This window comes from Rhodococcus sp. NJ-530 (assembly GCF_003860625.1).
GTDB lineage: Bacteria > Actinomycetota > Actinomycetes > Mycobacteriales > Mycobacteriaceae > Rhodococcus_F > Rhodococcus_F qingshengii.
This window is the reverse complement of the sequence record NZ_CP034152.1, coordinates 5,514,934-5,541,559: the sequence shown is the minus strand read 5'-3', so window position 1 is coordinate 5,541,559 and position 26,626 is coordinate 5,514,934. Positions and strand designations below refer to the sequence as shown.

The following is a 26,626-nucleotide window of genomic DNA, read 5'->3' as shown; positions in this document are numbered from 1 at the left end:
GTCAGTCTTTCGCGCGCGCCAGTTCGGACGGCCACCAAATACGTTTCCCGATGTCGTGAGAGAGTGCCGGCACCAGGACGCTGCGCACGATGATCGTATCGAGCAGCACGCCGAAGGCCACGGCAAATCCGATCTCGGCGAGGAAGACCAGTGGCAGGATGCCCAGTACGGCAAATGTTGCGGCCAAGACGATTCCGGCTGACGTGATCACACCGCCCGTCACCGCAAGACCGCGCAGTACACCTGCACGGGTGCCGAATTCTCCGGTCTCCTCCCGGACTCTGGTCATCAGGAAGATGTTGTAGTCGATACCCAGCGCGACGAGGAAGACGAAGGCGAACAGCGGGAACGATTGATCCGCCCCGGCGAACCCGAATACGTGTGTGAAGAAGAATCCGCTCACACCGAGGGTCGCCGCGAATGAAAGCACCACGGTGACAATGAGAATCACCGGGATCAGCAGAGCGCGGAGCAAAGCGGCCAGAACCAGGAAGATCACCACCAGCACGATCGGGATGATCAGGTTTCTGTCGCGGACCGAGGCCGCCTGGACATCAAGGGTGGTGGCCGTGCTGCCGCCGACGAGCGCGTCGGCGCCGGGCACGTCGTGGACGGCAGTCCGCAGTCGCTTGACAGTTTCGAGTGCCTGCGGCGAATCGTAGGAGTCGGCGAGGGTTGCATTGATCATGGTTCGGCCGTCGATCGGTGCAACGGTGAAAGCCGCAGGGGCGCAACCCGCAGCGGCGGCTTGTGCGACGGCAGCGGGGTTGGTCTTGATCAAATCGCTGACCTTCGCGACGTCCACCTGGGTGCAGACGGCGCCGGGATCCTGCGAGATACCTTCGACGCCGCTGGCTGCTTTGATGACGGCGTCGGCCTGGTCGGCGTTTGCGGTGATCACGGCCGGTGCGCCGGCTCCGGGATCGAACTTCGAGTCGTAGAGTTCTTGTCCGACAACGGCGTCGGGACGATTGGTGAAGCTTTCGGTGGATGTCAGGCCATCGGTTTTGAGACTGCCGATCCCGGCCGCGAACAGGATGATCAACAACACTGTGGCGCCGATCCACAGTGGGCGGTCCTTGCTACCGACGGCCTCGGCGATCTTGCCCCACATCCCGTGCGTCGTAAGGTCTGCGGCGTGATCGACCTTGGGCTTGCGCGGCCAGAAGACCCACCGTCCGGTGGCGGCCAGAGCGACCGGCATGAACGTCATCATCACCAGATAGGTGCAGGCGATCCCGATGGCGGCGACGGGTCCGAGGCTCTTGTTGGAGTTGAGTTGAGAGAACGTCAGGCAAAGCAGACCGAGAATCACGGTGACAGCCGAAGCGGTGATGGCCGGCGCAGACTCGCGCCAGGCCTTGATCATCGCGTCGAAGCGGTTGGGATACGTGTGCAATTCTTCGCGATAGCGAGAGATCAAGAGTAGGGCGTAGTCGGTACCGGCACCGATCACCAACACGAAAAGGATGCCTTGAGACTGTCCGGTCAGAGTGAGTAATTCGGCTTTCGCGAGAAAATAGATCACCATCGACGACAAACCGATGGCGAGGAGCGCGGAGAACAGCGGGAAGAACCACAACACCGGCGATCGGTACACGACAAGCAGGATGAGGATCACGACCAGGAGTGCCGCGCCAAGGAGCGCTCCGTCCAGACCGGCAAAGGCGTCGATGAACGCAACGAGTAGCCCACCTGGCCCGGCTGGGAGTACCTCGACATCACCAGCTGCTTGTTTTGCTGCGTCGATGACGTTCTGCTCGGTGGTCGCCAGGACATCGCCTGCCACGGATGTGTCTCCGTCCTTGGCGACGAGTGGCACGAAGATCGACGCAGTTGTGCCGTCGGCGGAATACTGAGTGGGCTGCATACCGTCGGCGTCTACCCCGGAGATGCCGGCAATGGCGCCGTAGGCCGAGTTGATTGCAGATTTGTCCGCCTCGGTGAGGGCCGAATCTCTATGGAACAGAACAAATCCAGGGATCGTCTCGACTGCGAGGAAGTTCGCGGATTGGTTGCTGACGATTGTCGATTCGGCGGAACTCGGGAGGTACGAGGCGTTGTCGTTCTTTTGAACCTCGGCGAGTTTGCCCTGGAAAGAACCGCCGAATCCGCCTGCGACGAAGGCGAAGATCGCAAGGGCGATCACGGTGAAGATCGGCACGCGAAGGCGCTTCACGGCTCCGCGCTCGTTCCGTTCTGCGTCAGTTGTGTCCAGCTTGGTCATGGTTCTCCTCGAACGCAGTCGACCAGCACCAACAAAGCAACGTTTTCCAGTAGAACACGCAATACGGGCGCGGTGGAACCACTTGGCGTGGAATTGACGACGCTACGAAGTGCCTTTGCCGTATGTCTCGCGGGCTGCGACGTCCATGGGAAAACGGACGACTGTGTCGCCGAACAACAATCGAGTTGCCGAAGCAGCTGCGGCCAGCACGTGCGCGGTACCGGTTTCGGGGTTGCGGGTATGCACGACTACCTCGTCGTGCTGGAAGAAGACCAACTCGCCGTCCGGATCTTCGGCGAGGCGGCGCCTGAGGTCGGCCAGGAGGCACAGCGCCCACTCGGACGCAGTCGCCTGCACGACGAAGTTGCGCGTGAAACGACCGCGGGCGTGAGCGTCGCCGTGGGAGTAGAAGTCGGGAGACGGTGGGGGACAGGCCCGGCCGAGCAGTGACTTCACCACCTCGCCGCGCTCACCTGCCTTGGCAGCTTGCTCGACGTACTCGACGGCGACCGGGAATCGCTTCCGCAACAAGACGAGCAGTGCTTTGGCTTCACCCGCCGTCGCCCCGTACAGGACTCCGAGGATTGCGACCTTGGCTTTTGCGCGATCACCGCCGAAGGCTTCGGCACCGACAAGTGCGTACAGGTCGTCGTCCCCGGCGGCGGCCATCATGCGGCGGTCGCCGGACATGGCGGCCAGAATTCGGGGCTCGAGCTGACCGGCGTCGGCGACGACGAACACGTGGCCCGGATCGGCGACGACGCTCGAGCGCATTGTCTTCGGAATCTGGAGGGCCCCGCCGCCTCGACTCGCCCACCTGCCGGACACGACACCACCAGGAACGTAGATCGGACGGAATCGATCTCCCCGCACCCAACTGTCCATCCACTGCCAACCGTTGGTGCTGTACAGCTTGGCGAGTTCGCGATGACGAAGGAGTAGCGGCACAGCCGGATGATCGATCTCCTGCAGAAACCACTTGCGCGTCGACGGAAGTTCGATGCCCTGACGCCCGAACGCCTCGGTGATCTCCACCGAAGACGAAGGATTGACGGTGCGCCCGAAGACCTCACTGATCTGTGCGGCAAGTTCCTGCATACGAGCGGGGAGGTCGTATCCCGTCGGCCGCGGCCCCAGCCGTTCTTCGAGGAGTTCGCGATGCTTCTGCGTCGAGAACGGAAGGCCCGTGTGCGTCATCTCGGCGGCGCTGAGAGCGCCGGCCGATTCTGCTGCGATCAACAAGTCCAGTCGAGCGTCCGTGCCGATGGTTGCGCGCTGCTCGGCGAATTCGGTGACGACGGCGAGGGGATCGAGAACGGGTGCAGTGTCGAAGAGTCCGAGTCGATCGTCGTCGAACTCCTCGGCGGGCGGTGACGGTTTGCCGGCGCGCATTCCGAGTATCGCGCGGGTCAGGGAGATGTCGTGGCACCGTTGAACCCGTACGCCTGCCCGCAGTAGCGGTGGGTACACGGTCGCCGTACTCGGCCACACCCACCGCGGGTGCTCGGCTTCCTCGATGGTGCGTACCGCTGCGATCAGGTCGGGGTATTCGACGGGATCGGCGAGCGGCGTTCCAGCGGGATCGGTCCGTAGGACAGTTGCCGTCACAGCTCCCGTGGACGTCGTACTACCGGGGACCAGGACAACTCGCACGACATCAGTGTGACGGCTGGGTCCGACACGCCATCGCTCGGCGTGCTCAGGCCCTGACGAACCGGATGTGTTGACCCGGGCGGGCTTGGCCGAGTCGGTCGATATCTGCGTCCGCGACCACTCCCACCACCGGATAGCCGCCGGTGATGGGGTGATCGGCGAGGAACACGACAGGTTGGCCGCTGGGTGGGACCTGGATCGATCCGAGTGCCACGCCTTCGGTGGGCAGTTCGGTGTCGTCTGTTCTTCGAAGTAGTTCGTCGGCGCCGACGCGATCGACGCGTGCGCCGATTCGGTCCGAGTCGGTCGAGATCGCCCATCGGCCATGGAGGAGTGTTTCGGGGTTGGTGAATCGATCTGCGCGAGGACCGAACACCACTCGAATGGCGAGAGTCTCGTTTGCCATCGGCGGCACCGGTGCGAGGTCGACGGCTGAGAACGTGGTCGGCGATGGCCCGATCGGGAGAAAAACACCAGGCTCGAGAGGCGCCGGACCGATCCCGGACATCGTGTCGGTGCTGCGCGATCCCAGGATCTCGGGAACCACAATGCCGCCTCGGACGGTCAGATACGTCCGCAGTCCACTCGGTGCGTAGTCCAGGCGGACGGTCTGCCCAGCCCGCAGATCGATCACGCTCGAATGCCCGACCGGAATGCCGTCGCGGTAGGCCTATGCAGGCGCACCGGTGAACGCGATCGTTGTCGGTTGCTGCGCCCGAAGACTCAGCCCACCCAGGAGGACCTCGACACCGGCTGCGCCCTCGTTGTTGCCGACGAGCCGATTGCCAAGCCTCAGAGATCGCCTGTCTGCCGCACCGGAAACCCCGACACCCGAGCGAAGATGACCTATCCGTCCGAGGTCCTGGATCAGGCTCAGCGGCCCGGTGTCGAGTATCTCGAGGCCGTTCATCGTTGTTCCTCGTTCACGAAGCGCACGCGTCTGCCGGGCTGAACGGTGGCCGGTGGTGTGGCGTTCAGATCCCACATCACGGCATCGGTGCTCCCGATGATCTGCCAGCCACCCGGTGATGCACGCGGGTAGACCGCGCTGTATCCAGCGGCCAGGGCGACGGAACCGGCAGGCACAGCGGTTCGTGATTGCGTTCGACGCGGAACGTCGAGCCGAGCGTCGCCTGAAGTCAGGTAGGCGAAGCCGGGCGCGAATCCGATGAAGGCGCAACGCCACATTGCCCCGGTGTGGGCCGCAACCACCTCGGATCGGCTCATACCAAGTGACTGTGCGACGTCGTCGAGGTCGGGCCCGTCGTACCTGACGGCGATGGTGAGTGCATCCGTCTCGGAATGCTCGTCTGTGGTCGCCGCAGAATCGGTCTGCTCGAGATCGTTCAAGCACTTCCGGACGTACGTGAGATCTGCCGCCGGGGTGCACGTGACCAGGACCGTGCGAGCTGCGGGGAGGAAGTCTTCGACCCCGACCGGGGTGTTACGCGTCAGTGCTTCGGTGAACGCGAGAACCTCGGCATCGGAATCGAAGTCCACGAGCAATGCGCGTTCTCCCGCGGGAAGTATGCGAGTCACCGGGAGGGCTCCCTATCGACTCGAGTCCGCTCCACGTCCGCTCGCATCGCCACGATGAAACTCGCGATGGTGGCTCGCTCGGCCGCGGTGTAATTGCCGAGGGTGCTCACCGCCCGTGAAATGAGTGGGCCGAAGTAACTCTCGCCGAGTGCGACTGCGGTTGGTGTGACCTGCAAGAGCACCCGCCTGCGGTCCGCTGAATCTCGCTCCCGAGCTACGTGCCCCGCTTTGACCATCCGGTCGACCAGTGCAGTCATCGACGCCGAGTTGATCCCGAGCTGTGAGCCCAACCAACCTGGCGTCGCCGATGTGTTCGAGCGCTCGGCATCGAGAAGGCAGATCAACGCGCGCACGTCGGTGGAGTGAATTTTGTACTTGTTCGCAAAGCCGGAAACCGCCACGTTCAAGTCGACGGTCAGTGCGCGAAGCGAGTGGACGATCGCCATCGCTTCGTCTTCTGCATCTCCGACGCTCAAGGATGCCTCCAGCCCTGGTGTGTTGTCTCTTGATTGTCTACTATCTCGATAATCGAGAGAAATGGGGGTGGGGGATGGACTTCAATCGCGCATACGACGCAGTACTGACCAAATGGCCGCAGAAACCGCTGGGTGTGGATCTCGCGGGGCGGTTCGGTAGCACTCACGTGAACGTCTGTGGACCTGCAGACTCGCGGCCGTTGATCCTTCTGCCCGGGGGAGGTGCCACTTCGACGGTGTGGTTCGACAATGTTGGGGCGCTGTCGAAATCCCGGCGTGTTTTTGCCGTCGACACGCTGGGTGATGCCGGACTCAGCATTCCGAATGGTGATCGGATGAAGTCCGTCGACGATCTGATCGAGTGGATGGACTCGATAGTCGATTGCACCGGGGTCGACACCGTCGATGTGATCGGACATTCCTACGGCGCGATGATTGCGTTGGCCTTTGCGCTGCATCGACCTGATCGTCTCGGCAAACTTGTTCTGCTCGACCCTAATTCGAGTTTCTCCGGCATGAAGGCGGGCTACCTTCTGCGTGCGCTTCCGCTGTTGCTCTCCCCGTCGCGAGCGCGCCGACGGCGACTGTTGGAATGGGAGACAGGCGAGTTGAGTATCGACTCCGACTGGCTGTCTCTTGTGGAAGTGGGCACTTCGGATCTACCGCGACCCGATCTCGTAGTGCCTCGACGTCCGTCGAAGGAGGCCTTGAGCGCACTGGATGTCGAGTTGCTGGTGGTCCTCGCACAAGACGGACGGGTGCATGATGCGGAAATCGTGTCGAAGTCAGTGCGGGAGAGGGTTCCCGCAGCGCGTGTCGAGGTGCTGAAAGATTCTTCGCATCACAGCATTCCGATGGTTCCCGCCGATGAAATCAACCGGGTGCTCGTCGACTTCTTGGAGGGCTAGCGGATCAGGGTGCGACGACGCACCCCGGACCGATCGGTGTCGCCGGATTGACATCGACCGTTGTGACCGGCCCGCCCGCGGACGTCTGGTAGGCCATCAGAGAGTGTTCGCCCGGTGCAGTCGGAGTCCACAGCGTGACGGCGTGGCCGAGTACGACCGGCAAGGTGAAGTAGGGATTGACGGTGTCCCAGATCAGTTCCTGCGGGAACATGGTCGACGCTCGGTTCATGTCGACAATCGAGACGTTCGGCTCGTTCAACGCTGCTGTCCTGGCAACCACCAGATACGTGCAGCCCGCTCCGTACGACGTCGTCGGCCCGCTGCTGAGACCCGGAAGGATCGTGACGTCGACTACGTCCGCGGAAGCTGACGTCGCGAAACAGATGGCTGCACTCGCGCAGAGGGCAGCGGCGACTACGGTAGTTCGAGCGATTCGTGAAAGTGTCATACCAGCAGGTCGGTTTTATCTGGGTGGGTGTTACAGGCAGACTGACCGGATGCGCGCACTTCACGTTCTGCTGGCCGGCTTCGGCTTCCTGCTGGGGTTCCTGATTATTGTTGTCTCCGGCCTGATCGAGTGGGCGTCCTTCGCCTCCCGAACCGATTTCGCCTTCGTCGGTGACTCCGCCGTGTCGGTTGGTGTTTCCAACGAGGCGATCTACACCGCGATCGCTGCTCCACTGGTGGGTGCGCTGTTGGGCTGGCTGTCAGCTGTCATCGCGACGAGGTTCGGGTGGAGCCTCACTCGTGGGAGTGTCACTCCGGCAAGCGAGTGACCAGGGCATTGCTCTTGCTGGTTCGTGGGATATGAGGAAAGGCCCCGACCTCAACAGAGATCAGGGCCTTCCTTTGTATTGCGCTACTTTTGCTCCGAACTACTTCTTCGAGACGCGGAGCAGCTTCTTGTTGACGAACTCGTCCATTCCCCACGGACCCAGCTCGCGGCCGACTCCGGAGCGCTTGACTCCGCCGAAGGGCAGACCGGGCAACGTCGTTCCGTGCTCGTTGACGAACGCCATTCCCACGTCGAGATCTGCGGCGACCGACCGGGCGGAATCGAGATCGCTGCTCCAGACGGATCCGCTCAGGCCGTAGACCGACGAATTGGCAAGTTCCACAGCCTCGCTGGCCGACTTGACCTTGTAGACGACTCCGGCAGGTCCGAACAGTTCTTCGCTGTAGGCCCGCATGTCCGGTGTCACGTCTGCGAGCAATGTCGGTTGAACGTAGGCGCCCGGGCCGTCGATCTTCTTTCCACCGGTCAGCAGCGTGGCACCCTTGGACACAGCGTCGTCGATCTGCTCGATCAGAGTGTCTGCCGCGCTCTGCGAAGAGAGCGGACCCAAGACTGTGGATTCGTCCAACGGGTCACCGGCAGTGACGGATTCGAAGGACGTCGCCAACTTGTTGGTGAAGTCGTCGTAGAAATCTTCGGTGACGATGAAACGCTTGGCCGCGTTGCAGGCCTGGCCGGCATTGGACAGACGTGCCTTGGTTGCGGACTTGACGGTGGCATCCATGTCGTCGGAATCGAGGACGATGAACACGTCTGATCCGCCGAGTTCGAGGACGACCTTCTTGAGATTGCGTCCGGCAGTTTCGGCGACGCTGGTTCCGGCGCGTTCGCTGCCGGTCAGTGACACACCTTGAACTCGGGGATCGGCGATCATGTCCGCGATCTGCTCGTTGGTCGCGAAGACGTTGACGTAGGCGTCGTCCGGCAATCCGGCTTGTCGCAGAATCTCTTCCATCAGCAGCGCCGACTGCGGACAGTTCGATGCGTGCTTGAGAATGATCGTGTTACCGAGCATCAGATTCGGTGCCGCGAAGCGGGCGACTTGGTAGTACGGGAAGTTCCACGGCATGACGCCGATGAGAGCGCCGATCGGTCGCCGGTACACAACCGACTCCTCGGCCCCGGGAACGTCGAGTCGTTCTTCCTCGAGCAGTGCCGGACCGTGGTCTGCATACCACTGATAGATCGCGGCCGAGAGTTGTACTTCGCCCTTGGCCTCGCGGACCGGCTTACCCATCTCCAAGGAGATCATTCGGGCCAGTTCGTCTGCGCGCTCTGTGTACAGTTCGGCGGTCGTGCTCAGGACTGCCGCACGCTGCTGTGGCGCACTGTTGCGCCAGGTCAAGTAGCCGCGATGCGTGTTCGCAAGTGCGGCTTCAACTCCGGCGTCATCCAAAGTATCGAATTCCCTGACGGTTTCACCTGTCGCGGGATTGACTGTTTTGTAATTAGCCATAGTTGTACAACGTGCGGAAGGGGCTCGAAGATTCCCGAAACGCGCAATCACATTGAATCGGCTCAACAGGTTTCGATCAAATCCCGGCTGGGTACCATGTCACGCCACCTTGGGACGATGGGTGCGCTCGTAGCCCTTGCGGTCGTAGAAACGGGTGGTCACGATGCCGAGTACGACGCCGATCAGTAGCCCCACCAACGTCATCCAGACGGCATGCAGCAGGCCTGCCTCACCGCGTGCGCCGAAGAACAGGATCGATCGCGTGCCCATGTAGATCTGGTGCATCGGCTCGAATTGCGCCAGCCAGGCATACAACCTGGGGCTGGCTTCGAGGGGGATGGTGCCACCGGACGAGGGCAGCGCGAGAATGACGAACACGAACAGGTTGATCAACATGCCCAACGAGCCGAACGCGGCCATCACCGACATCGCCGTGATGCCCACCGCTGTGATGACCAGCGCGCCGTACTCCCACAATGCAAGCCCGTGAGTGACCGGCATTCCGAGGGCGCGACTGATCCACTGGAACAACGCGGAGACTATGCCGGACAACACGATCATGAATGCCCATTTGACGAGCAGCGTTCGAAACCTGTTGATACCCACAACGTCGTTCTGAACGAAGAGTGGACCGAATTCGGTAGGCGCGTATCCGAGCATGCCGTCCACCAAGGAATTGACCACGGTTGCTCCGGTGAATCCCGCAAGGACCAACAGCAGCGCGAAATAGAATGCCACCAAACCGAATCCGGTTCCGTCGGGAAGCGGATCGTGGGCAACCGTGAGTACGTTCACCGGGTTTTCGAGCAGCAGGCGGCTCGCTCCGGAGATCTGGGTTCCGGTGCCTCCCGCTTCCAACTGCGCGGTGACAAGGGCGGTGAGTTGCTCGCCCATGTTCTTGTTGACCGAGGCGAGGGCTGTGGTTCCGATCGACTGGACCAGCGATGCCGAGACGGAACCGGCGCGAGGATTGGTGTAGATCGTGATGATCGGTTGCTCTACGTCACCGGCGACGACGCTGGCCTCCGCCAGGATGATCGTCCTCTTCGTGAAATCACTGGGAATCACGATCGCGCCGTACAGCGTGCCGGAGTTCAACCGCGATTGGGCTTCGGCGATACCGATCTGCTGCAGGTCGATCTTCTGGTGGTCGATTCCGCTTTCGAGGCCGGCGACGATGTCGTTTCCGAAGTTCTTGCGGTCGGCGGGGTCGCCACCGGGGAGGGTGTCGCCCTCGTCCTGGTTGACCAGGGCGATCGGGAACTGGTCCAGGTGTTTCTTGGGGTCGAGTATCCCGCCCATGTACAACGCTGCCAGCGCAGACATCAAGAGGGTGACCACTATCAATGGTGTCAACCAGAATCGTGGTGTGTGCATGACGGTGCGGGCAGACGGCTCCGTGTTCTTGCTCATCGTCAGTCGACCGGCTTTCGTTCGCGCGGAGTTCCTCGGGCTGAGCGTAAACGCAAAGGTGCGCCGGGGCAGTCTTTCGATCTGCCCGCGGCGCTGGAGACCTGTCCGGTCGGCGACAGGCCGGATTGCCGGCAGTCTCATCCGAAAAGGCTGAGAACGGATCGGTAGGGTATGGCCCGCGGCAACCCTGCCGAGACGATTTCGGAGAAACCGTTGACCAACGTGCTGATAGTTGTCCTGATACTCGTAGTGATCGCTGCCGTCGTGTTTGTGATCCTGCGTGGACGCCAGGGCAAGCCGAATGCTCGCGTCGACCCGCTCGCCGACTATCCCGAGGTGTACGACCCCCACAAGATCGGGGTCGGCGACATCATCACGTACGCGGGTATCGACCATGTTGTTCGAGGGACCATCACGCTCGACGAAGAGGGGTACATCTGGCGTGAGCACCTTCTCGACGGTTCGACCGGTCGTCGTTGGCTGACGGTCGAGGACGACGAGGGCGAATTGGAGATGACTCTCTGGATGCGTCGAGAAGGAACCAACCTGGTCCCGAACGGCGACGTCATTCTCGACGACAAGGTTCACCGCAAGATCGAAAGTGGAACGGCGAAGTTCACGGCCGAGGGTACGACGGGTACGGCCCCTTCCGGCTCGATGGAATACGCGGACTATGCGACCGCAGACAAGACCGGCCTGATTGCATTCGAGAAGTGGGCGCGCGGACAGTCGTGGGAGGTTTCCACGGGACGGGCGGTCACTCGCAGCGAACTCACTGTCATCCACTCGGGCCCCCGGAATGAGCCTGTATCTACTCGACGTGGAGCCGACCGACGTGGATGCCTCGGCACTGGGGTTGGTACTGGGAGCTCCTGCGCCACCGACCCTCGCCGAGTTGGTGATCGGAACTTCCGACGCGACGCTGACCCTCGGAGTGCTGGGGGCTTCGCACGTGGTGACGGCCTGGGCGTCGGGAAAGAAACTGACCGAACAGGTTTCGTGCGATGCTCTTGCAGTCGGCGGTGAACCACTGCCCGCAGTGGAGTCCACGCAAAACTACCGGTTCGAGTCTTCCTCACTGGTGATGGACCGGGTCGAATTCGACTCGGAAGCTGCGTCGTTGAAAGAGTCCGCCGGCCACGACGGTTGGATCTGCGGATCCTTTCCCGGTGACGACACAGCGTTGACCGCGTTGTATGGCGTGCGAGACCGCCAGGGGTGGAGTTGGCAGAGTTGGCATTTGTACCCGGGGGAGGGGACAGGAGTGATCGTGAAGACACGCAGCAGGTGGCGCCCGTGAGGGGGCGGACGTGGTTGGCTCCGGTGATGCTGGCGGCCGCAATTGTCTTGTCGGCGTGCGGTGGTGGAGCCAAAGACTTCATCGCGGACAACTATTCCAAGACGTCCCAGGATGGCGACGTCGTGTTGTACTCGTCGAAAGATCCAGTGGGCACGACCGTCTCACGGATTGTCGACGCGGACGAACCAGCGGCGCGAAGTGCTGACGGCGGCAACGAATACCTGCGCTACGACGACGACATCGTCACTGTCAGTTCGGCTTCGGGCGGTGGCAGCACCATCAAGGTGGAGGACATCGACGGCACGTATCGCAGCGGCGGATACGCGTACCTGGGACCGGGCTTCAACCCGGGATCCCCGGCGGGTGGAAGCAGTGGCAGCGGCGGCTCGGGTAGTGCCAAATGACGGTAATGCTCAATGAGAAGGAGAACGGCGTGACGAACATCTTTGCATCCACTTCCGTCGAGATCGGGACGGTGGATCCGGCATTGCTCGTCGGGGGCGTTCTCGGCACCCTCGCCTACTTCGTCGTCGGTGCAGCGGTTCTGGCGACGGGATTCCTGGTCCTCGACCTCATGACACCCGGAAATCTCCGCCACCAGGTTTACGTCGACAAGAACCCGAACGCTGCGATTCTGTTGGCCTCCAATCATCTTGCGCTGGCGATCATCGTGGTGACGGCAATCCTGACCAGTTCGGACGGCTTTGCTCAGGGACTCGCCGACTCCGCGGTGTACGGACTGTTCGCGATCGTGTTGCAAGCGATCGCGCTGCGATTGATGAACGCATTCCTTCCCGGCAAGTTGGTTGCGCTGGTGCAGGATCCGAAGATGTGTGGCGCCGCGTGGGCTGTGGGTGTGAGCTTGCTGTCCATCGGTTTGGTGAACGCCGCAGCGCTCACCTGATGGTTGCCGCTGATCCCGATGTGACAGTTGACGAGCGTTCGACGATGCTCGGCCCGCGCGCACGCGTCCTTCTCCTTGCGGCTGTTGCGGCGTGCGCTGCGTGTGGCCTGATCTACGAGCTGGCCCTGTTGACACTCAGCGTGAGTCTGACCGGCGGCGGCATCACCCAGACGTCGTTGATCGTCGCGGGATTTGTTGCGGCTCTGGGTATCGGAGCGCTGGCCGCCAAACCTCTGCTGGGACACGCTGCCGTTTCGTTCGTGACGGTCGAGATACTGCTCGGGCTGATCGGCGGATTCAGTGCCGTCACGCTGTACGTGACCTTCACGTTCTTCGGTTCCAGCGCAGCAGTTCTGGTGGCGGCGACCGCGCTGATCGGCATCCTCGTCGGTGCCGAAGTGCCTCTGCTGATGACGCTCTTGCAGTCCGGTCGCAGCGACAACGACGCACAGAGCACCGGAAAGGTACTGGCCAACCTCAATGCCGCCGACTACCTCGGCGCATTGATCGGTGGTCTGCTGTGGCCGTTCGTACTGTTGCCGTGGGCGGGAATGATTCGCGGTGCCGCACTCACCGGCATGATCAATCTCGTGGCTGCGGCAGTGGTCGCGCTGATACTCCTTCGGTGGCAGCTCAGCCTGCGCGCACGATCGATCGCCGTCGTCGCAATGCTGTTGGCAGCAAGTTTGATCGGATGGTTGCTGATCGCAGCGTCGGACATCGAGACCACGTCGAGGCAGCGGCTCTACACCGATCCCGTGGTGGCCGCCGAGCGATCGGTGTACCAGGAAATCGTCGTCACCGAGCGGGGGAACGACGTGCGCCTGTTCCTCGACGGAGACCTGCAGTTCTCCAGTGTCGACGAGCATCGGTACACGGAGTCGCTGGTGTATCCGGCCCTGGTGAACGACCCCCGGCGCGTGCTGATTCTGGGCGGCGGTGACGGCCTCGCTGCACGGGAAGTGCTGCGAATGAACAGCGTCGAGCAGATCGTTCAAGTGGAACTCGATCCGGCAGTCATCGAGTTGGCCAACACGCGTCTTCGTGATCTGAACGAGGGAGCGCTCGAGGATCCACGGGTTGACGTCGTACTCGACGACGCGTTTCGGTGGCTGCGAGAGCGTCCGGAACCGGGTTTCGATGCGGTGATCGTCGACCTCCCGGATCCTGACACCCCCGCACTTGGCCGCTTGTATTCGATGGAGTTCTACGGACTTGCCGCTGCCGCGATGAATCCGGGCGGGCTGATGGTCGTCCAGTCCGGCAGCCCGTACTCGACACCGGATGCGTACTGGAGAACGGTGTCGACGGTATCGGCTGTCGGACTGAGCGTCTCGCCCTATCACGTTTTCGTGCCGAGCTTCGGTGACTGGGGATATGTGCTCGCGCAAAGAGGTTCCACGCCGCCCGAGCTTCGTCTGCCCGCTGATGTGCCGGAACTACGGTTCCTCGACGAGCCGACGCTGGCGTCGGCCTCGGTGTTTCCTCGCGATCGCCCGAGGCGGGAGTTGGAACCCTCGACGCTCGACCGGCCACGCATCGTCGACGATATGCGCAAGGGCTACGAACGCTGAACTCCCGACCGAGTAGCTTGAATCGAGACTCTCGGCCACGACGGAGGTACGGATGACTGTTCGGATCGAGGAGCACGCACCGGGAGTTCGGTTGCTCACGATGAAGCGCAGGAAGCATTCGCAGCTTTTCATGAAGAAGAGGTGATCGAAATGAACGGTGCACAGTCGCTCATCCAAAGCCTGGTCGACTCGGGCGTCGAGGTGTGCTTCGGCAATCCAGGAACGTCCGAGATGCATTTTGTCGCCGCACTCGATTCCGTTCCGCAGATGCGTGCGGTACTCGGCTTGTTCGAGGGCGCCGTGACCGGTGCCGCGGACGGCTACGCACGGATCGCCGGAAAGCCTGCCGCGACGCTGCTCCATCTGGGCCCCGGTATGGCGAACGGACTGGCGAACCTTCACAACGCGCGCCGCGCCCACACACCGATCGTGAACATCGTCGGGGACCACGCGACCTACCACCACGGTTTCGACGCTCCTCTCGAATCGAACATCGATGCGCTGACCGAATGGTTGGAGGGGTGGAGTCGACGTTCCGAATCCACCGCGACCGTCGGTAGCGACGCGGCCGACGCCGTTGCCGCCTCGATGAATCCGCCCGGGCACATTGCCACACTTGTCCTCCCTGCCGACGTCTCGTGGGGCGAAGGTGGAGTTCTTGCGGGTCCTCGGGACATACCGCCGCGGGCGGAAGTTTCTGCAACACAGATCGACTCGGTGGTGGGCGCGCTCAATGCCGAGGGTCGCGCCACGCTACTGCTGGGCGGCGCAGCCTGTTCCGAAGCTGGGCTGCGCGCCGCTTCCCGAATTGCGGTCGCGACCGGTGCCCAGATTCTGATCGAGACTTTTCCAGCCAGGCTTCAACGAGGTGCGGGGCTACCGTCATTCGAGCGCTTGGGATACTTCGCCGAGCACGCCACCGAACAACTTCGCGGAACAACTCAGCTGGTTCTGGCCGGAGCGGTTTCGCCGGTCTCGTTCTTTGCGTATCCCGGAAAACCGAGCGATCTGGCACCGGAGGGTGCTGCGGTGACAACGCTGGCAAGCGTCGGCGACGATGTTGCCGGTGCACTGGAGGCAGTGGCCGAACTCGTGGCACCGGGAGTCGAACCTGTTGTGCAGGAAGCGAATCGGCCGGCGCTGCCGAGCGGGCCTCTGGACGTTCGAAATTGGGCCGACGTGATCGGCGCCCTGCTGCCAGACGACGCCATCATCTCCGACGAGGCGGCGACTTCCGGTTGGGCGATCCCGATTGCCCTTGCCGGAGCGCCGCGCCACGACGTGCTCACGCTCACCGGAGGTGCCATCGGCCAGGGCATCCCGGTGGCGACGGGCGCCGCTGTGGCAGCGCCGGAGCGACCGGTGATCAATCTCGAAGCCGACGGAAGCGCGATGTACACCATCACGGCGTTGTGGACGCAGGCGCGAGAGCAGTTGAACGTCACGACGATTCTGCTCAACAATCGCGCATACGCCATCCTGCGTGGCGAACTGCAACGAGTCGGCGCAGAAGGTGGCGGCGTCGTCGCACAGTCGATGTTGGATCTGTCATCTCCGAACATGGACTACGTCAAGATCTCCGAGGGGTTGGGAGTGCCCGCGTCGCGGGCGAACACAGCGGAGGAGTTGGCCGAACAGTTTGCCGCAGCGCTGGCGGAACCCGGCCCGCATCTCATCGAGGTCATGCTGCCTCCGACGTCGTGATTTCGACGCTCGAATCGATCGTCGATCATGCATTCAACTGGAGGTTTTCGGTGCTAGCTGCGATCGGTTTGTCTCTTCCGATTGCCCTCGGCCTGCTTTTCGTCTCGATGCCCATGGCGGTGATCGTGCTCGTCATGATCACCGCTGGAGCACATCGAGGGGCGGCATCTTTTCTACTCGGGTGGGTCCTCGGAATCTCGGCAGTCGTCGCGGTGACCATCGTGATCGCGGACTATTCGTTTGCGGAGTCGGAGTCGTCGCAGACTTCCGTGTGGTCGAGCGTCGTACGAATCGTGTTGGGTCTTGTCCTGTTCGGCTTGGCATACAAGCAGTGGCGCGCGCGTCCGCGAAACGGGAGTGAGCCGACAGTTCCGAAGTGGATGAAGAGCGTCGACGGGTTGACTCCGCGGAAGGCGTTCGGGTTGGCGTTCTTGTCCGCGGCGGTCAATCCCAAGAATGCAGCGCTGGCGGTATCCGGTGCGGCCACTATCGCGGTCGCCACGAATGTCGTTGCCCAACAGATTGTTGCCGCGGTGATCTTCACGGTCATCGCGAGCGTCGGCATCGCGTTGCCGATCCTGGTGAAGGTGTTCTCCGGCAAGCGTGCCGACGAGATCCTCGCGTCCGCGAAGGCATGGATGACCGCCAACAACGCGGTGATGATGACGGTCATCCTGACGATCCTCGGTGCGACCGTGCTGGGCGAGGGGCTCAGTGGGCTGCAATAGGTCGCCTACCATTGGCGGGTGACTGATTTCGACGACGACGCTGCCGGTTCCATTGCCTCCGCTGCTTTGGCTGTTCTGCGCGAGCAAGGCCCGCTGAGTCTCGAAGAGTGGGCGACCCATCTCGAGGAGTACGGAACTGCGACCGAGTTGGCCGATGTACTCGAGTACCTGTCCGAACCGATGCTCGGGTACCTGCCCAACGGAAAGTACGTCGCTCTCGACACGGTCCTCGAAGGGCTCGTGTTCACTCACCGGCTCAGCGAAGTCGAAATTGCGTCGGACATCCTTGACGCGAGCCCCGACCTGGAACCGATCTTGGCATTCGGCGACGACGACGGGGCGATCCGGGTGGCCCTGGCGGAAGAAGCAGCCTCCGAACGCGGAGCTGCTCCCTTCCGGAGTCGACGAGTTGTGGTACTTCCGGCCGGAACCCTCGGCGAGTGCGCCGACGGTGATCTCGTCGGCTTGGCTGTCGAAGACGGAACACTTGCGTTTCGTCTGGTCGAGATCGAGGACGAACCCGATCTTGCTCCGGCGCTCGGCGAACTCTTCGAGGAGGACGGAGTCGAGGCCCTGGATTCTGTGTGCTGGCAACTCCTGATCGAGGATCCGTCACTCTTCACGGTTCCTGTTGCGCCGCTGGGTGAGATCTTCGAGGTGGCAGGTTACGAGCACGAGCGTGAGCTACTGGCTCGGCGGGGATTCGACTTCGACGCCTACGACCTGCAGATTCGGACAGCCTTGGTGGCCAGTACCTACGACCTGACCCACGACGAGGCAGTCTCTGCCGTTGCGTTTGTCGATCTGGCGGACCGCGGATACACCGACGCGGTCATCGCCGACTTCGATATCGCGGACTGGGCCCACCGTCATGTGAGCGCTGCTCCGGACTCTTTTGTCTCACTGGCAGATCCGGGTGCTGCAGTGGCCGTGTTCGATCTCGGATTTCGGAATCAGGACCCGGTGACCGACGCAATCCTCGAAGCGCTTGCCTCCGAACTGGCCGAGCGAGGGCCACGGTCGGTCAGGGCGGCGGCTCATTGGCTCGCCGGTAAGGCCGTCGATCGGCTGGGGCGCGTCCTCGAAGCGGAGGCGCACTACGAGAAAGCGCTCCTTGCCGAATCCGGTTGGGGTCCGGCCTTGTTCGAGCTGGCTCAGTTCGCGTCGGACCGGGGCGACGCGACCCGGGCGCTGTCACTGCTCGGGCGGATCGACGGCGGAACCGAAGAGAATCTCTACGCCGTACTGCAGGACTTCGTGCCATCCGATCACCCGGAACTCGGTCGAAACGACAAGTGTTGGTGCGGTTCCGGCCGCAAGTACAAGGTCTGCCACCTCGGAAAGGCCGATGAATCTGTCAAGGCGGACGGTCGATGGCTGTACAAGAAGGCATGCCTGTTTGCGTTTGCCTCCGAATTCGTCGACATCGTGACCGGGCTCGACGATCTCGAAAACGAAAATCTCTCCGAGGACGAACTGATCGCGGCCACGATCTTCGACGGATCGGCACTGGACGTCGCTCTGTTCGAGGGTGGAATCTTTGCCGAATTCTTGGCCAGACGCAGCGAACTACTTCCGGAGGCGGAAGTTGTGACAGCCGCACAGTGGCTCGGAATCCGGAGGTCGGTGTACGAGGTGATCGAAACGTCCGACACCGGCGTCGTGCTGCTCGATCGTGGGTCCAAGGAGACCGTCACGGTTGCTCACTCGGTCGAAGGCAAGCCAGGTGATGTGATCAGTGCTCGGGTCCTGACGGCCCCCACTGGCGCGTTTGCGGTGGGTGTTGTGGTCATGGCAACGGAATCGCAGGCTGCGAGGGTACTCGAAGTTCTCGCTTCCGAAGATCTCGAGGCCGAAGAACTGGTGCGCGAGTTGCGTGGAGGCGCCGATCACTCGACCGATGACCGGTGACGATGTATCGAGTCGACCCCGTTAAAGTTGGATAGGTGAACGAACCGATGGATGCCAATGACTTGATCGCCGAAGCCGCGATGGAGTTGTTGCGTGAGCACGGCCCGCAGACAGCGGCGGACTGGGGCACCCTGTTGGCCGATGCCGGCCACGGTACAGCCGAGGACATGACCGAATTCGTAGAGTACGTCGAGGACCCACTGCTCGGCTACTTGAGTGAGGAGCGGTACGCCGCACTCGACACGTTGTTCGAGCATCGAGTGCTGACCCATCGGCTCACCGAAGCCGAAATAAAGTCCGGCGTTCTCGACGCGAACCCCGATCTGATGATGCTGCGGGTGTTCCTCGATCGTGACGACGACGAGATTCATGGCATCAGCGTCGTGCACCGCGGGATAGACGACGACCTGTTGGCTGATCGTGGGATCGAAGATCCGGAGTTCCCACACGACGAGGGTTTTCTCCTCGACACCGATACTCTCGCCGAATGTTCTGCGGGCGATTTGATCGGACTGTTCGTCGCTGACCGTGAGCTGACGCTCTGCACCATCCCCGAGGTACTGGATCCCGCACCCGGATTCGGCGAGCACCTGGCGACGGTCCTTGCCGACATCGGTGCTGACACCCTCGATGCCATTGTCTGGCAGTTGATGCTCGACGAGCCGTCGCTGTTCCGTCAGCCGACCGCCCCGCTGGGCGAGATGCTCGAGGCGTCAGGTTACGTCCGCGACGGTGACTACGTTGCGGTCGACGGATTCGATTTCGAGGCATACCACCTGGCGAACCGGGCCCGCATGCTCGAGGTCCGCGAGAATCTGCACCCCGAAGAAGCCGCGTCGGTGATCGCCTTCGTCGATGTGGTCATGGCCGCGAAAGCCGAAGGCGTCGAGGATGTCTCGGACTGGGCGCGCAAGCAGATCAAGGAGGATCCGCAGGCCTTCGCCGGCCTCGCCGAGCCGCCCGCGGCTGCGGCAGCGTTGGAGCTGTTGTCCGAACTCGACGATCATGATTCCGTATTGCATTCTGTTGCAACTGCTCTCGCCGAGAAAGGGTCGCGTCGTGTCAAGCCGGCAGCGCACTGGCTGGCGGGCAAGGCTTCGGATCGTCTCGGCAAGATCCTGGCCGCTGAGGCGTCGTACGAATCAGCGCACGATCTCGATCCCGACTGGACTCCCGCGATCTTCGATCTGGCGCTACTGGCCGCCGATCGAAGCGATGTGACGCGCGCGCTGGCTTTGCTGGGCCGAATCGAGGGTGGCGAGTCCGAGGTTCTGCACGAGGTTCTTCAGCGCTACGCCCCGGCCGAGCACCCCGAACTCGGACGAAATGACAAGTGCTGGTGCGGTTCCGGTCGAAAGTTCAAGGTTTGCCATCTCGGTAAGTCCGAGGTGACGTTCGACGACCGGGCCAGCTGGCTCTACGTCAAGGCTCAGTTGTTCTCGCGCACGCCGGAGTACTTCGACGCCGTGTTCGATCTTGCGCTCATCCGTGCAGAGCAGTTCAACAGCGAAGAAGCACTGACGCTGGCCGTCGAAGGTGGTTTGGCCGTCGACGCTGCCTTGTTCGATGCGGGTATTTTCGCAGCTTTTGTCGAGCGCCGCGGAGAACTGCTGCCTGCCGACGAACGCGAACTGGCCGATCAGTGGTTGTCGATTCCGCGCTCGGTGTACAAGGTCGCCTCGACGGAGCCGGGACAGTTGGTGACCCTCAGCGACGTCCGCAACGGGCATCTGGTGAAGGTCACGGACGAGTGGGGCTCGCTGAACCTCGAGCCAGGCACACTCGTGTGTGCTCGTGTTCTTCCGGCCGGGTCCACGATGCGCACGTTCGGTGGCATCGAACCGCTTGCGGTAGAAGACAAGAAGGAGTTGATCCAACTGATCGAGTCTGAGGACACCGAGCCGGGTCAGCTGGTGGAGTTCCTCAGTCGCGGCCTTGCCGGTGCGCCTTTCCGGTAGCGCGAACTACCAAAAAGGCGCACGGGGCCGGAGGCCCTAGGGCGTTACCTGAGCCAACATCATCTGCTCGAAACCCTCACCGTACGGCGGGAGCATTCCCCATTCACCGCGTGGGTCATGCTGCGCTGCTTCGAATACCGTTCGCGCGTGACTGAACTCGAGGAAACCCTCACGGCCGTGGTAGTGCCCGATGCCCGAAGCTCCGACGCCGCCGAAGGGTGCGTCGCTCAGCCCGGGGTGAGACATCGCGTCGTTGATGGTGACGCCGCCCGAGACGGTCCGTTCGAGTACGGATTCCTTCTCGTCCAGATCGGTTCCGAAGTAGTACAGCGCCAACGGTTTCGGTCGTGAATTGATGTCGGCGACGACGTTGTCGAGTTGGTCGTACGGCAAGACGACGACGGCCGGCCCGAAGATCTCCCTCCTTCATGATCTGCGCGTCGGTCGGAGGGTCGACCACGATTCGCAGTGGGCGACGACGAGTGTCTGCGGAGAGTTCTTCGTCGGGAACGGTGATGATTCGTGCCCCACGTTCTTCGGCGTCCGCGATGTACCCCTCGATGCGTGCGAGGTGACGATCGCTGACTATCGAGACCATGTCTTTGTTGTCGGCAATCGTGGGAAACAGTCCCGTGAACTGGTCGGTGAACGCGTCGATGAATGCTTCCGTGTTCTCGCGCGGAACGTAGATCAGATCGGGAGAGACACAGAGTTGACCGGCGTTGGTGGACTTCGCGATAGCCAAACGCGAAGCAGCAGAGCTGATATCGGCACTGCGGCTCAAGACGCTCGGTGACTTGCCGCCGAGTTCGAGGGTGACCGGCACCAGGTTCTTCGCAGCATTGGCCATGACCAGCTTTCCGACGGTCGTGCTGCCGGTGAAGACGAGGTGGTCGAAAGGCAGGGACGTCAGCCGATCAGCGACTTCCGGGCCGCCGGTCACCACCGCGACCTCCACGGGGTCGAGAGTTCGACGCGCCGCCTCGGCCAGGACGGCCGCAGTATTGGGCACGATCTCCGACGGTTTGAGAACGGCGCGATTTCCTGCTCCGAGGGCGCAGGCGAGCGGGCTCAGGAGAGTGAACAGGGGAGCATTCCAGGTTCCGATGATGCCGATCGAACCCTTCGGCTGGTACGACACGTACGCCGTGGCACCCAACTGGTCCTGCATCGCTCCGGTAGCTCTCGGTGAGCGAATCATCCACTCTTCGAGCGAATCACGAACGTGCTTGAGTGAAACCATCGACCCGAGAACGTCATTCATCACCGAGTAGGCCGGGATTCGGCCGCCGAAGTCTTCGTTGATCGCCTCGGTCAGATCCTTGTGGTTTGCCACCAGGAGATCGACGACGCGTTGAATGCGCTCGCGTCGTGTCTGCGCGGACGGAAGACCAGCGGCTCGAGTTGCTTCCTGCTGAGCGCGCAGAATCTCTTCGAGATCAGTGGTGACGGCGGCATCGGTGCTCATGGGCACTCCTCGTAGTGGCGAAGTATTGACCGGACCGTATCGACGCGGTGCGAGTGGATGCCCTTTTCGTCTCGTTGACCGGGACGGATTCGATTGGTAGAGAGAACACATGTCGCAGACACAGGTAGAAGACACTGCAGTGAAGATTTCCGTCGAGGAATCGGTGGGACTCGGTTTCCTGACGCTCGATCGGCCGGCGCGGCGCAATCCGCTCTCGGCGGAGACCATGCGTGAGGTGACGGCTGCCCTTGTCGAATTGTCTGTAGACGAGCGCGTGCGGGTCGTGATCGTGCGCGCCGAAGGCCCGGTGTTCTCCGCCGGACACGATCTGACGGAGATGATCGGGAGAACCCTCGAGGACGAGCGGGCGATCTTCGACGGCTGTACCGAGATGATGGAGACCGTACAGCGGATTCCGCAGCCGGTGATTGCCGCAGTACAGGGCCCGGCTATCGCGGCGGGCTGCCAACTGGCCGCGTCGTGTGATCTGGTTGTTGCTGCGTCGAATGCTGTCTTCGGCACGCCGGGCGTCAAGATCGGACTGTTCTGCTCGACGCCCATGGTGGCGCTGAGCAGGGCAGTAGGGCGCAAGCGCTCGATGCAGATGTTGCTCACCGGGCAGACGATCGACGCCGACACCGCTGCGGACTGGGGTCTGGTGAACTTCGTCGTCGCGCCCGAAGACCTGGACCGAGAGGTGCGCGAACTGGCCGCCAAGATCACGACGGCCAGCCCCTTGACGGTGAAGATCGGTAAGCAGGCGTTCTATCGCCAGATCGATCTGCCGCAAGCGCAGGCGTACGAGGCGATGGCGGAAACTATGGCAACCAACGCCGTGACCTGCGACGCTCAGGAAGGTATGCAGGCCTTTGTGGACAAGCGAAAGCCCGAATGGCGCAATAAGTAACGATCGCTCTTCCGGTTTAGTTGGACGTCCTATAACCTGAGGCGCATGAGCCTGGATCCACGCACCAACACTGTCGACGGAGTGCTTCGGCGCTCGGCAGCCAAGTACCCCGACCGTGTAGCCGTCGTATTCGAAGATCGCACTCGCACCTACCGCGAACTCGACGACGCGGTGACGCGGGTCGCCGCCTACTTGCTCGGTCTGGGGCTCGAACACGGCGACCGCGTCGCGGCATACGGAACCAACTCCGACGCCTATGCAATCGGATTTCTTGCCTGTGCACGAGCAGGTTTGGTGCATGTTCCCGTCAATTACGCACTGAAGGGGGAGGAACTCCGGTACCTCGTGGCGCAGTCAGGCGCCCGCGCGGTGTTGGTGGATCCGGCATTGGCGCCGACACTCGACTCGGTACGCTCCGACCTCGATCTCGATCACGTGATCGCACTGCGGGACGCGGAACTGTCCGTCGTCACGATCGGTGAGGCAGGCGAGGTGCCGGTCTTCGAACCGCGTGCGACGTCGACCGATCTGGCGCAACTCCTGTACACCTCGGGCACCACCTCGAAGCCCAAGGGCGCCATGATGTCTCACGGTGCACTGGTTCACGAGTACGTGTCCTCGGTGATCGCGCTCGGCCTCGACAAGAACGACAACCCGCTGATCTGCATGCCGATGTACCACTCCGCGGGCATGCACGTCTTCATGCTGCCGTACCTGTCCGTCGGCGCGACGGTCAGTCTGATGCAGGCGCCGGACATCCCGGAAATCCTGCGCCGTGTCGAAGCCGAAAAGATCGGATCGCTGTTCCTGGCGCCGACCGTGTGGGTACCGCTGGCCAACCATCCGGACCTCGAGACCCGCGATCTGTCGTCGCTGAAGAAGGCGCAGTACGGCGCCTCGATCATGCCGGTCACCGTGCTCAATCGTCTGCGCGAGCGCTACCCGGACATCGGTTTCTACAACTGCTTCGGCCAGTCCGAAATCGGCCCACTGGCAACAGTTCTCCAGCCCAGCGAGCATGCTGATCGCCCGTCTTCCTGTGGTCGCGCGGTGTTCTTCGTCGAAACCCGCGTCGTCGACGCCGACGGAAACGATGTTGCCGACGGTGAGTCCGGCGAGGTTCTCTACCGCTCACCGCAGCTGTGCAACGGCTACTGGGAGAATCCGGAAGCCACCGCCGAGGCCTTCCGTGACGGCTGGTTCCATTCGGGCGATCTGGTCGTGCGGGACGAAGAAGGGTTCATCACGGTCGTCGACCGGATCAAGGACGTCATCAACACCGGCGGCATCCTGGTGGCGTCACGCGAGGTCGAAGATGCGGTCTACACGCACCCCGCCGTGGCAGAAGTTGCCGTGATCGGTACGCCCGACGAGAAGTGGATCGAGGCCGTCACCGCGATCGTCGTGCTCAAGGACGGCAACGACGAGTTGACGCCCGAGGCGTTGATTGCCCACGTCAAGGAGCGAATCGCTCCGTTCAAGGTGCCCAAGCATGTCCGTTTCGTGGCCGAGCTTCCGCGCAACCAGAGCGGCAAGCTACTGAAGCGGGAACTGCGCACCGTCTGAAGCTTGCTATAGGTTCTGCCTTACCTTCGGTTCGTTTTCAGGTCTTTGACTCCGATTGCCTCACGGTATTGACTTCGGGGGACGGCATGGACTTCGGAAACAGCAAGGTGAGTGGTGGGAATGCAGGTCGACGCAGATGACTTCGCAGATATCTTGGCGACTGCGCGGGAGTTCATCCGTAAGGAAGTAGTTCCGCGTGAGCAGGAGATAGCCGACACCGACGCCATTCCTGAGGACATACGCAAGAAGGCCGCAGCTATCGGGCTCTTCGGTTACGCGATCCCTCAGGAATGGGGTGGGCTCGGACTCGATCTCACCCAAGACGTCGAACTGGCAATGGAATTCGGCTACACGTCTCTGGCGCTGCGTTCGATGTTCGGTACCAACAACGGAATTGCCGGACAGGTGCTGGTCGGCTTCGGTACCGACGAGCAGAAGGCTCAGTGGCTCGAGCGCATCGCCTCCGGTGATGTCGTGGCTTCCTTTGCTCTCACCGAACCGGGCGCGGGCTCCAACCCGGCCGGCCTTCGGACCAAGGCAGTGCTGGACGGATCCGACTGGGTGATCGACGGCAACAAGCGGTTCATCACCAATGCTCCACTGGCGCAGCTGTTCGTGGTGTTCGCGCGCACTCGCCCGGCGGATTCCGATGGTCCGGGAATTGCAGTGTTCCTGGTTCCGGCTGACACGCCAGGTGTCACGGTCGGTCCCAAGGACAAGAAGATGGGTCAGGAAGGTGCTTGGACCTCCGAGGTCACCTTCGACAACGTCCGAGTTCCCGAGTCGGCCCTCGTCGGTGGCGACCAGGACACCGGATACCGCGCAGCGATGACGTCTCTCGCGCGCGGACGAGTCCATATCGCGGCGCTCTCGGTGGGAGCAGCACAGCGAGCGCTCGACGAATCTGTCGCGTTCTCCGTGGTCACGGAACAGGGCGGCACCGCGATCGGCGACTTCCAGCTGGTTCAAGCGATGCTGGCAGACCAGCAAGCCGGTGTGATGGCAGGGCGCGCGATGGTGCGCGAGGTGGCCGCGCGGTACGTCAGCGGTGAGGATCGCCGTCTCGGGCCTTCGGCGGCAAAGCTTTTCTGCACCGAGATGGTGGGCAAGGTCGCAGATCTCGCCGTGCAGATCCACGGGGGCAACGGGTACATGCGCGGTGTTCCGGTCGAACGCATCTACCGTGAAGTTCGCCTGTTGCGCCTGTACGAGGGAACCAGCGAGATCCAGCGTCTGATTCTCGGTGGTGGGCTCGTGGCGCAAGCGAAAAAGCAAAACCAGCGCTGACACATTTTCCAGACGAGCTTTAACCTCACGAACGGAGTGGACATGGGATTGTTGGACGGCAAGGTTGCGGTAGTGACCGGCGGAGCCCAGGGCATCGGGCTCGAAATTGCGCGCACCTTCATCAAGGAAGGCGCGACCGTCGTTCTCGGCGACATCAACGAAACCGTGGGAACGGCTGCGGTCGCCGAACTCGGTGGAGAGTCGGTCGCCCGTTTCGCTTCCTGCGACGTGCGTGACTCCGGACAGGTCGAGGCCATGCTCGATCTGGCCGAAAGCGCTTTCGGTCCAGTCGATGTCATGGTCAACAACGCCGGCATGACGCGCGACGCCACGATGCGGAAGATGACCGAGCAGGACTTCGACGACGTGATCGCCGTTCACCTCAAGGGCGCCTGGAACGGAACACGCGCTGCCGCCGCCCGCATGCGCGAGCGTGAGACGGGCGCGATCGTGAACATCTCGTCCATCTCCGGCAAGGTGGGCATGCTCGGGCAGACCAACTACTCGGCCGCGAAGGCCGGGATCGTCGGTCTGACGAAGGCCGCGGCAAAAGAGGTCGCGTTCAAGAACGTTCGCGTCAACGCCGTTCAGCCCGGACTGGTCCGCACGGCGATGACCGAGGCGATGCCCGAACGGATCTGGAACGAGAAGCTTGCCGAGATTCCGATGGGGCGCGCAGCCGAGCCTTCGGAAGTTGCCTCGGTTGTGCTGTTCCTCGCGAGCGACCTCTCGAGCTACATGACCGGCACGGTTCTCGAGATCACCGGCGGCCGCCACATCTGATCCGTCCTGTTCGAGTGCAAGAATTCAGAGTGTGAGAATTCTGGGTGTAAAACTTCTGGGGTGACTAC

At 62.4% G+C, this 26,626-nt stretch carries 22 protein-coding genes and 3 pseudogenes; 15 read left to right on the top strand and 10 right to left on the bottom strand.

What is annotated here, in order from left to right; all coding sequences use genetic code 11:
• Position 1: 1 nt before the first annotated feature.
• From EHW12_RS25785 to EHW12_RS25765, 5 genes and pseudogenes are all read right to left on the bottom strand, one after another.
• Positions 2 to 2,227: an MMPL family transporter gene (locus tag EHW12_RS25785; protein WP_050654594.1), complete on the bottom strand. Its 2,226-nt coding sequence runs from the start codon at positions 2,225 to 2,227 to the stop codon at positions 2 to 4.
• A gap of 102 nt (positions 2,228 to 2,329) precedes the next feature.
• On the bottom strand, positions 2,330 to 3,880 hold the full coding sequence (locus tag EHW12_RS25780; RefSeq protein ID WP_125052061.1) for a bifunctional 3'-5' exonuclease/DNA polymerase: 1,551 nt from the start codon (positions 3,878 to 3,880) through the stop codon (positions 2,330 to 2,332).
• A 46-nt stretch (positions 3,881 to 3,926) separates the two neighbouring features.
• Positions 3,927 to 4,790 (bottom strand): annotated as a pseudogene (locus tag EHW12_RS25775) (biotin-dependent carboxyltransferase family protein).
• Positions 4,787 to 5,419, bottom strand: coding sequence for an allophanate hydrolase subunit 1 (locus EHW12_RS25770; RefSeq protein ID WP_042448601.1), 633 nt, complete (start codon positions 5,417 to 5,419; stop codon positions 4,787 to 4,789). Before EHW12_RS25770 ends, EHW12_RS25775 begins: the two are co-directional and overlap by 4 nt.
• Positions 5,416 to 5,895 carry a MarR family transcriptional regulator gene (locus tag EHW12_RS25765; RefSeq protein WP_125052058.1) on the bottom strand — a complete coding sequence of 160 codons (480 nt, stop codon included), beginning with the start codon at positions 5,893 to 5,895 and terminating at the stop codon, positions 5,416 to 5,418. Before EHW12_RS25765 ends, EHW12_RS25770 begins: the two co-directional genes overlap by 4 nt.
• A 74-nt stretch (positions 5,896 to 5,969) precedes the next feature.
• Between EHW12_RS25765 and EHW12_RS25760 the strand changes: the two genes are divergently transcribed.
• Complete coding sequence (locus EHW12_RS25760) at positions 5,970 to 6,803, top strand: alpha/beta hydrolase (RefSeq protein ID WP_042923958.1); 834 nt, start codon at positions 5,970 to 5,972, stop codon at positions 6,801 to 6,803.
• Positions 6,804 to 6,807: 4 nt separating this feature from the next.
• Here the strand turns inward: EHW12_RS25760 and EHW12_RS25755 are convergent, their stop codons facing one another.
• Positions 6,808 to 7,251: a hypothetical protein gene (locus EHW12_RS25755; RefSeq protein ID WP_125052056.1), complete on the bottom strand. Its 444-nt coding sequence runs from the start codon at positions 7,249 to 7,251 to the stop codon at positions 6,808 to 6,810.
• 49 nt (positions 7,252 to 7,300) lie between these two features.
• On the opposite strand from EHW12_RS25755, the gene EHW12_RS25750 reads away from it, so the two are divergent.
• Complete coding sequence (locus EHW12_RS25750) at positions 7,301 to 7,579, top strand: hypothetical protein (RefSeq protein WP_030537212.1); 279 nt, start codon at positions 7,301 to 7,303, stop codon at positions 7,577 to 7,579.
• A gap of 99 nt (positions 7,580 to 7,678) precedes the next feature.
• Here the strand turns inward: EHW12_RS25750 and EHW12_RS25745 are convergent, their stop codons facing one another.
• Positions 7,679 to 9,055 carry an NAD-dependent succinate-semialdehyde dehydrogenase gene (locus EHW12_RS25745; protein ID WP_125052054.1) on the bottom strand — a complete coding sequence of 459 codons (1,377 nt, stop codon included), beginning with the start codon at positions 9,053 to 9,055 and terminating at the stop codon, positions 7,679 to 7,681.
• 99 nt (positions 9,056 to 9,154) lie between these two features.
• Positions 9,155 to 10,468, bottom strand: coding sequence for a DUF3533 domain-containing protein (locus EHW12_RS25740; RefSeq protein WP_007729572.1), 1,314 nt, complete (start codon positions 10,466 to 10,468; stop codon positions 9,155 to 9,157).
• A gap of 171 nt (positions 10,469 to 10,639) precedes the next feature.
• Between EHW12_RS25740 and EHW12_RS25735 the strand changes: the two are divergent.
• From EHW12_RS25735 to EHW12_RS25695, 9 genes and pseudogenes are all read left to right on the top strand, one after another.
• Positions 10,640 to 11,263, top strand: a pseudogene (locus EHW12_RS25735) (DUF4178 domain-containing protein); the annotation flags it as partial.
• A gap of 4 nt (positions 11,264 to 11,267) precedes the next feature.
• The gene (locus EHW12_RS25730) at positions 11,268 to 11,768 is read left to right on the top strand and encodes a DUF2617 family protein (protein WP_125052052.1); all 501 of its coding nucleotides are present in this window, start codon (positions 11,268 to 11,270) and stop codon (positions 11,766 to 11,768) included.
• Between the two features lie 26 nt (positions 11,769 to 11,794).
• Positions 11,795 to 12,172: a DUF4247 domain-containing protein gene (locus tag EHW12_RS25725; RefSeq protein WP_050793959.1), complete on the top strand. Its 378-nt coding sequence runs from the start codon at positions 11,795 to 11,797 to the stop codon at positions 12,170 to 12,172.
• A 29-nt stretch (positions 12,173 to 12,201) separates the two neighbouring features.
• A complete protein-coding gene (locus tag EHW12_RS25720) occupies positions 12,202 to 12,672 on the top strand; it encodes a DUF350 domain-containing protein (RefSeq protein ID WP_003939942.1) in 471 nt (156 codons plus the stop codon).
• Positions 12,672 to 14,246, top strand: coding sequence for a polyamine aminopropyltransferase (locus tag EHW12_RS25715; RefSeq protein WP_064074246.1), 1,575 nt, complete (start codon positions 12,672 to 12,674; stop codon positions 14,244 to 14,246). The genes EHW12_RS25720 and EHW12_RS25715 overlap by 1 nt, the downstream gene beginning before the upstream one ends.
• 141 nt (positions 14,247 to 14,387) lie before the next feature.
• A complete protein-coding gene (locus EHW12_RS25710) occupies positions 14,388 to 15,950 on the top strand; it encodes an acetolactate synthase large subunit (RefSeq protein ID WP_082654831.1) in 1,563 nt (520 codons plus the stop codon).
• Positions 15,951 to 16,000: 50 nt separating this feature from the next.
• Entirely contained in the window at positions 16,001 to 16,678 is a 678-nt protein-coding gene (locus EHW12_RS25705) for a GAP family protein (RefSeq protein WP_047272160.1), read from the top strand.
• 18 nt (positions 16,679 to 16,696) lie between these two features.
• Complete coding sequence (locus EHW12_RS25700; RefSeq protein ID WP_125052050.1) at positions 16,697 to 18,589, top strand: SEC-C domain-containing protein; 1,893 nt, start codon at positions 16,697 to 16,699, stop codon at positions 18,587 to 18,589.
• 35 nt (positions 18,590 to 18,624) lie between these two features.
• Positions 18,625 to 20,547, top strand: coding sequence for an SEC-C domain-containing protein (locus EHW12_RS25695; RefSeq protein ID WP_241199045.1), 1,923 nt, complete (start codon positions 18,625 to 18,627; stop codon positions 20,545 to 20,547).
• Positions 20,548 to 20,583: 36 nt separating this feature from the next.
• Here the strand turns inward: EHW12_RS25695 and EHW12_RS35930 are convergent, their stop codons facing one another.
• Positions 20,584 to 20,940, bottom strand: coding sequence for an aldehyde dehydrogenase family protein (locus tag EHW12_RS35930; RefSeq protein ID WP_277426204.1), 357 nt, complete (start codon positions 20,938 to 20,940; stop codon positions 20,584 to 20,586).
• A gap of 94 nt (positions 20,941 to 21,034) precedes the next feature.
• A pseudogene (locus EHW12_RS25690) lies at positions 21,035 to 22,015 on the bottom strand (aldehyde dehydrogenase family protein); the annotation flags it as partial.
• Positions 22,016 to 22,124: 109 nt separating this feature from the next.
• Here EHW12_RS25690 and EHW12_RS25685 point away from each other — a divergent pair.
• The 4 genes from EHW12_RS25685 (at position 22,125) to fabG (ending at position 26,558) form a co-directional block, all read left to right on the top strand.
• The gene (locus EHW12_RS25685; RefSeq protein WP_003939812.1) at positions 22,125 to 22,922 is read left to right on the top strand and encodes an enoyl-CoA hydratase; all 798 of its coding nucleotides are present in this window, start codon (positions 22,125 to 22,127) and stop codon (positions 22,920 to 22,922) included.
• A gap of 45 nt (positions 22,923 to 22,967) precedes the next feature.
• Positions 22,968 to 24,488 (top strand): acyl-CoA synthetase, encoded by a 1,521-nt coding sequence (locus tag EHW12_RS25680; protein ID WP_003940405.1) that lies wholly within the window; start codon positions 22,968 to 22,970, stop codon positions 24,486 to 24,488.
• Between the two features lie 120 nt (positions 24,489 to 24,608).
• Positions 24,609 to 25,775: an acyl-CoA dehydrogenase family protein gene (locus EHW12_RS25675; RefSeq protein WP_007729538.1), complete on the top strand. Its 1,167-nt coding sequence runs from the start codon at positions 24,609 to 24,611 to the stop codon at positions 25,773 to 25,775.
• A 42-nt stretch (positions 25,776 to 25,817) separates the two neighbouring features.
• Positions 25,818 to 26,558 (top strand): 3-oxoacyl-ACP reductase FabG, encoded by a 741-nt coding sequence (gene fabG, locus EHW12_RS25670; protein WP_003940214.1) that lies wholly within the window; start codon positions 25,818 to 25,820, stop codon positions 26,556 to 26,558.
• Positions 26,559 to 26,626: the final 68 nt, after the last annotated feature.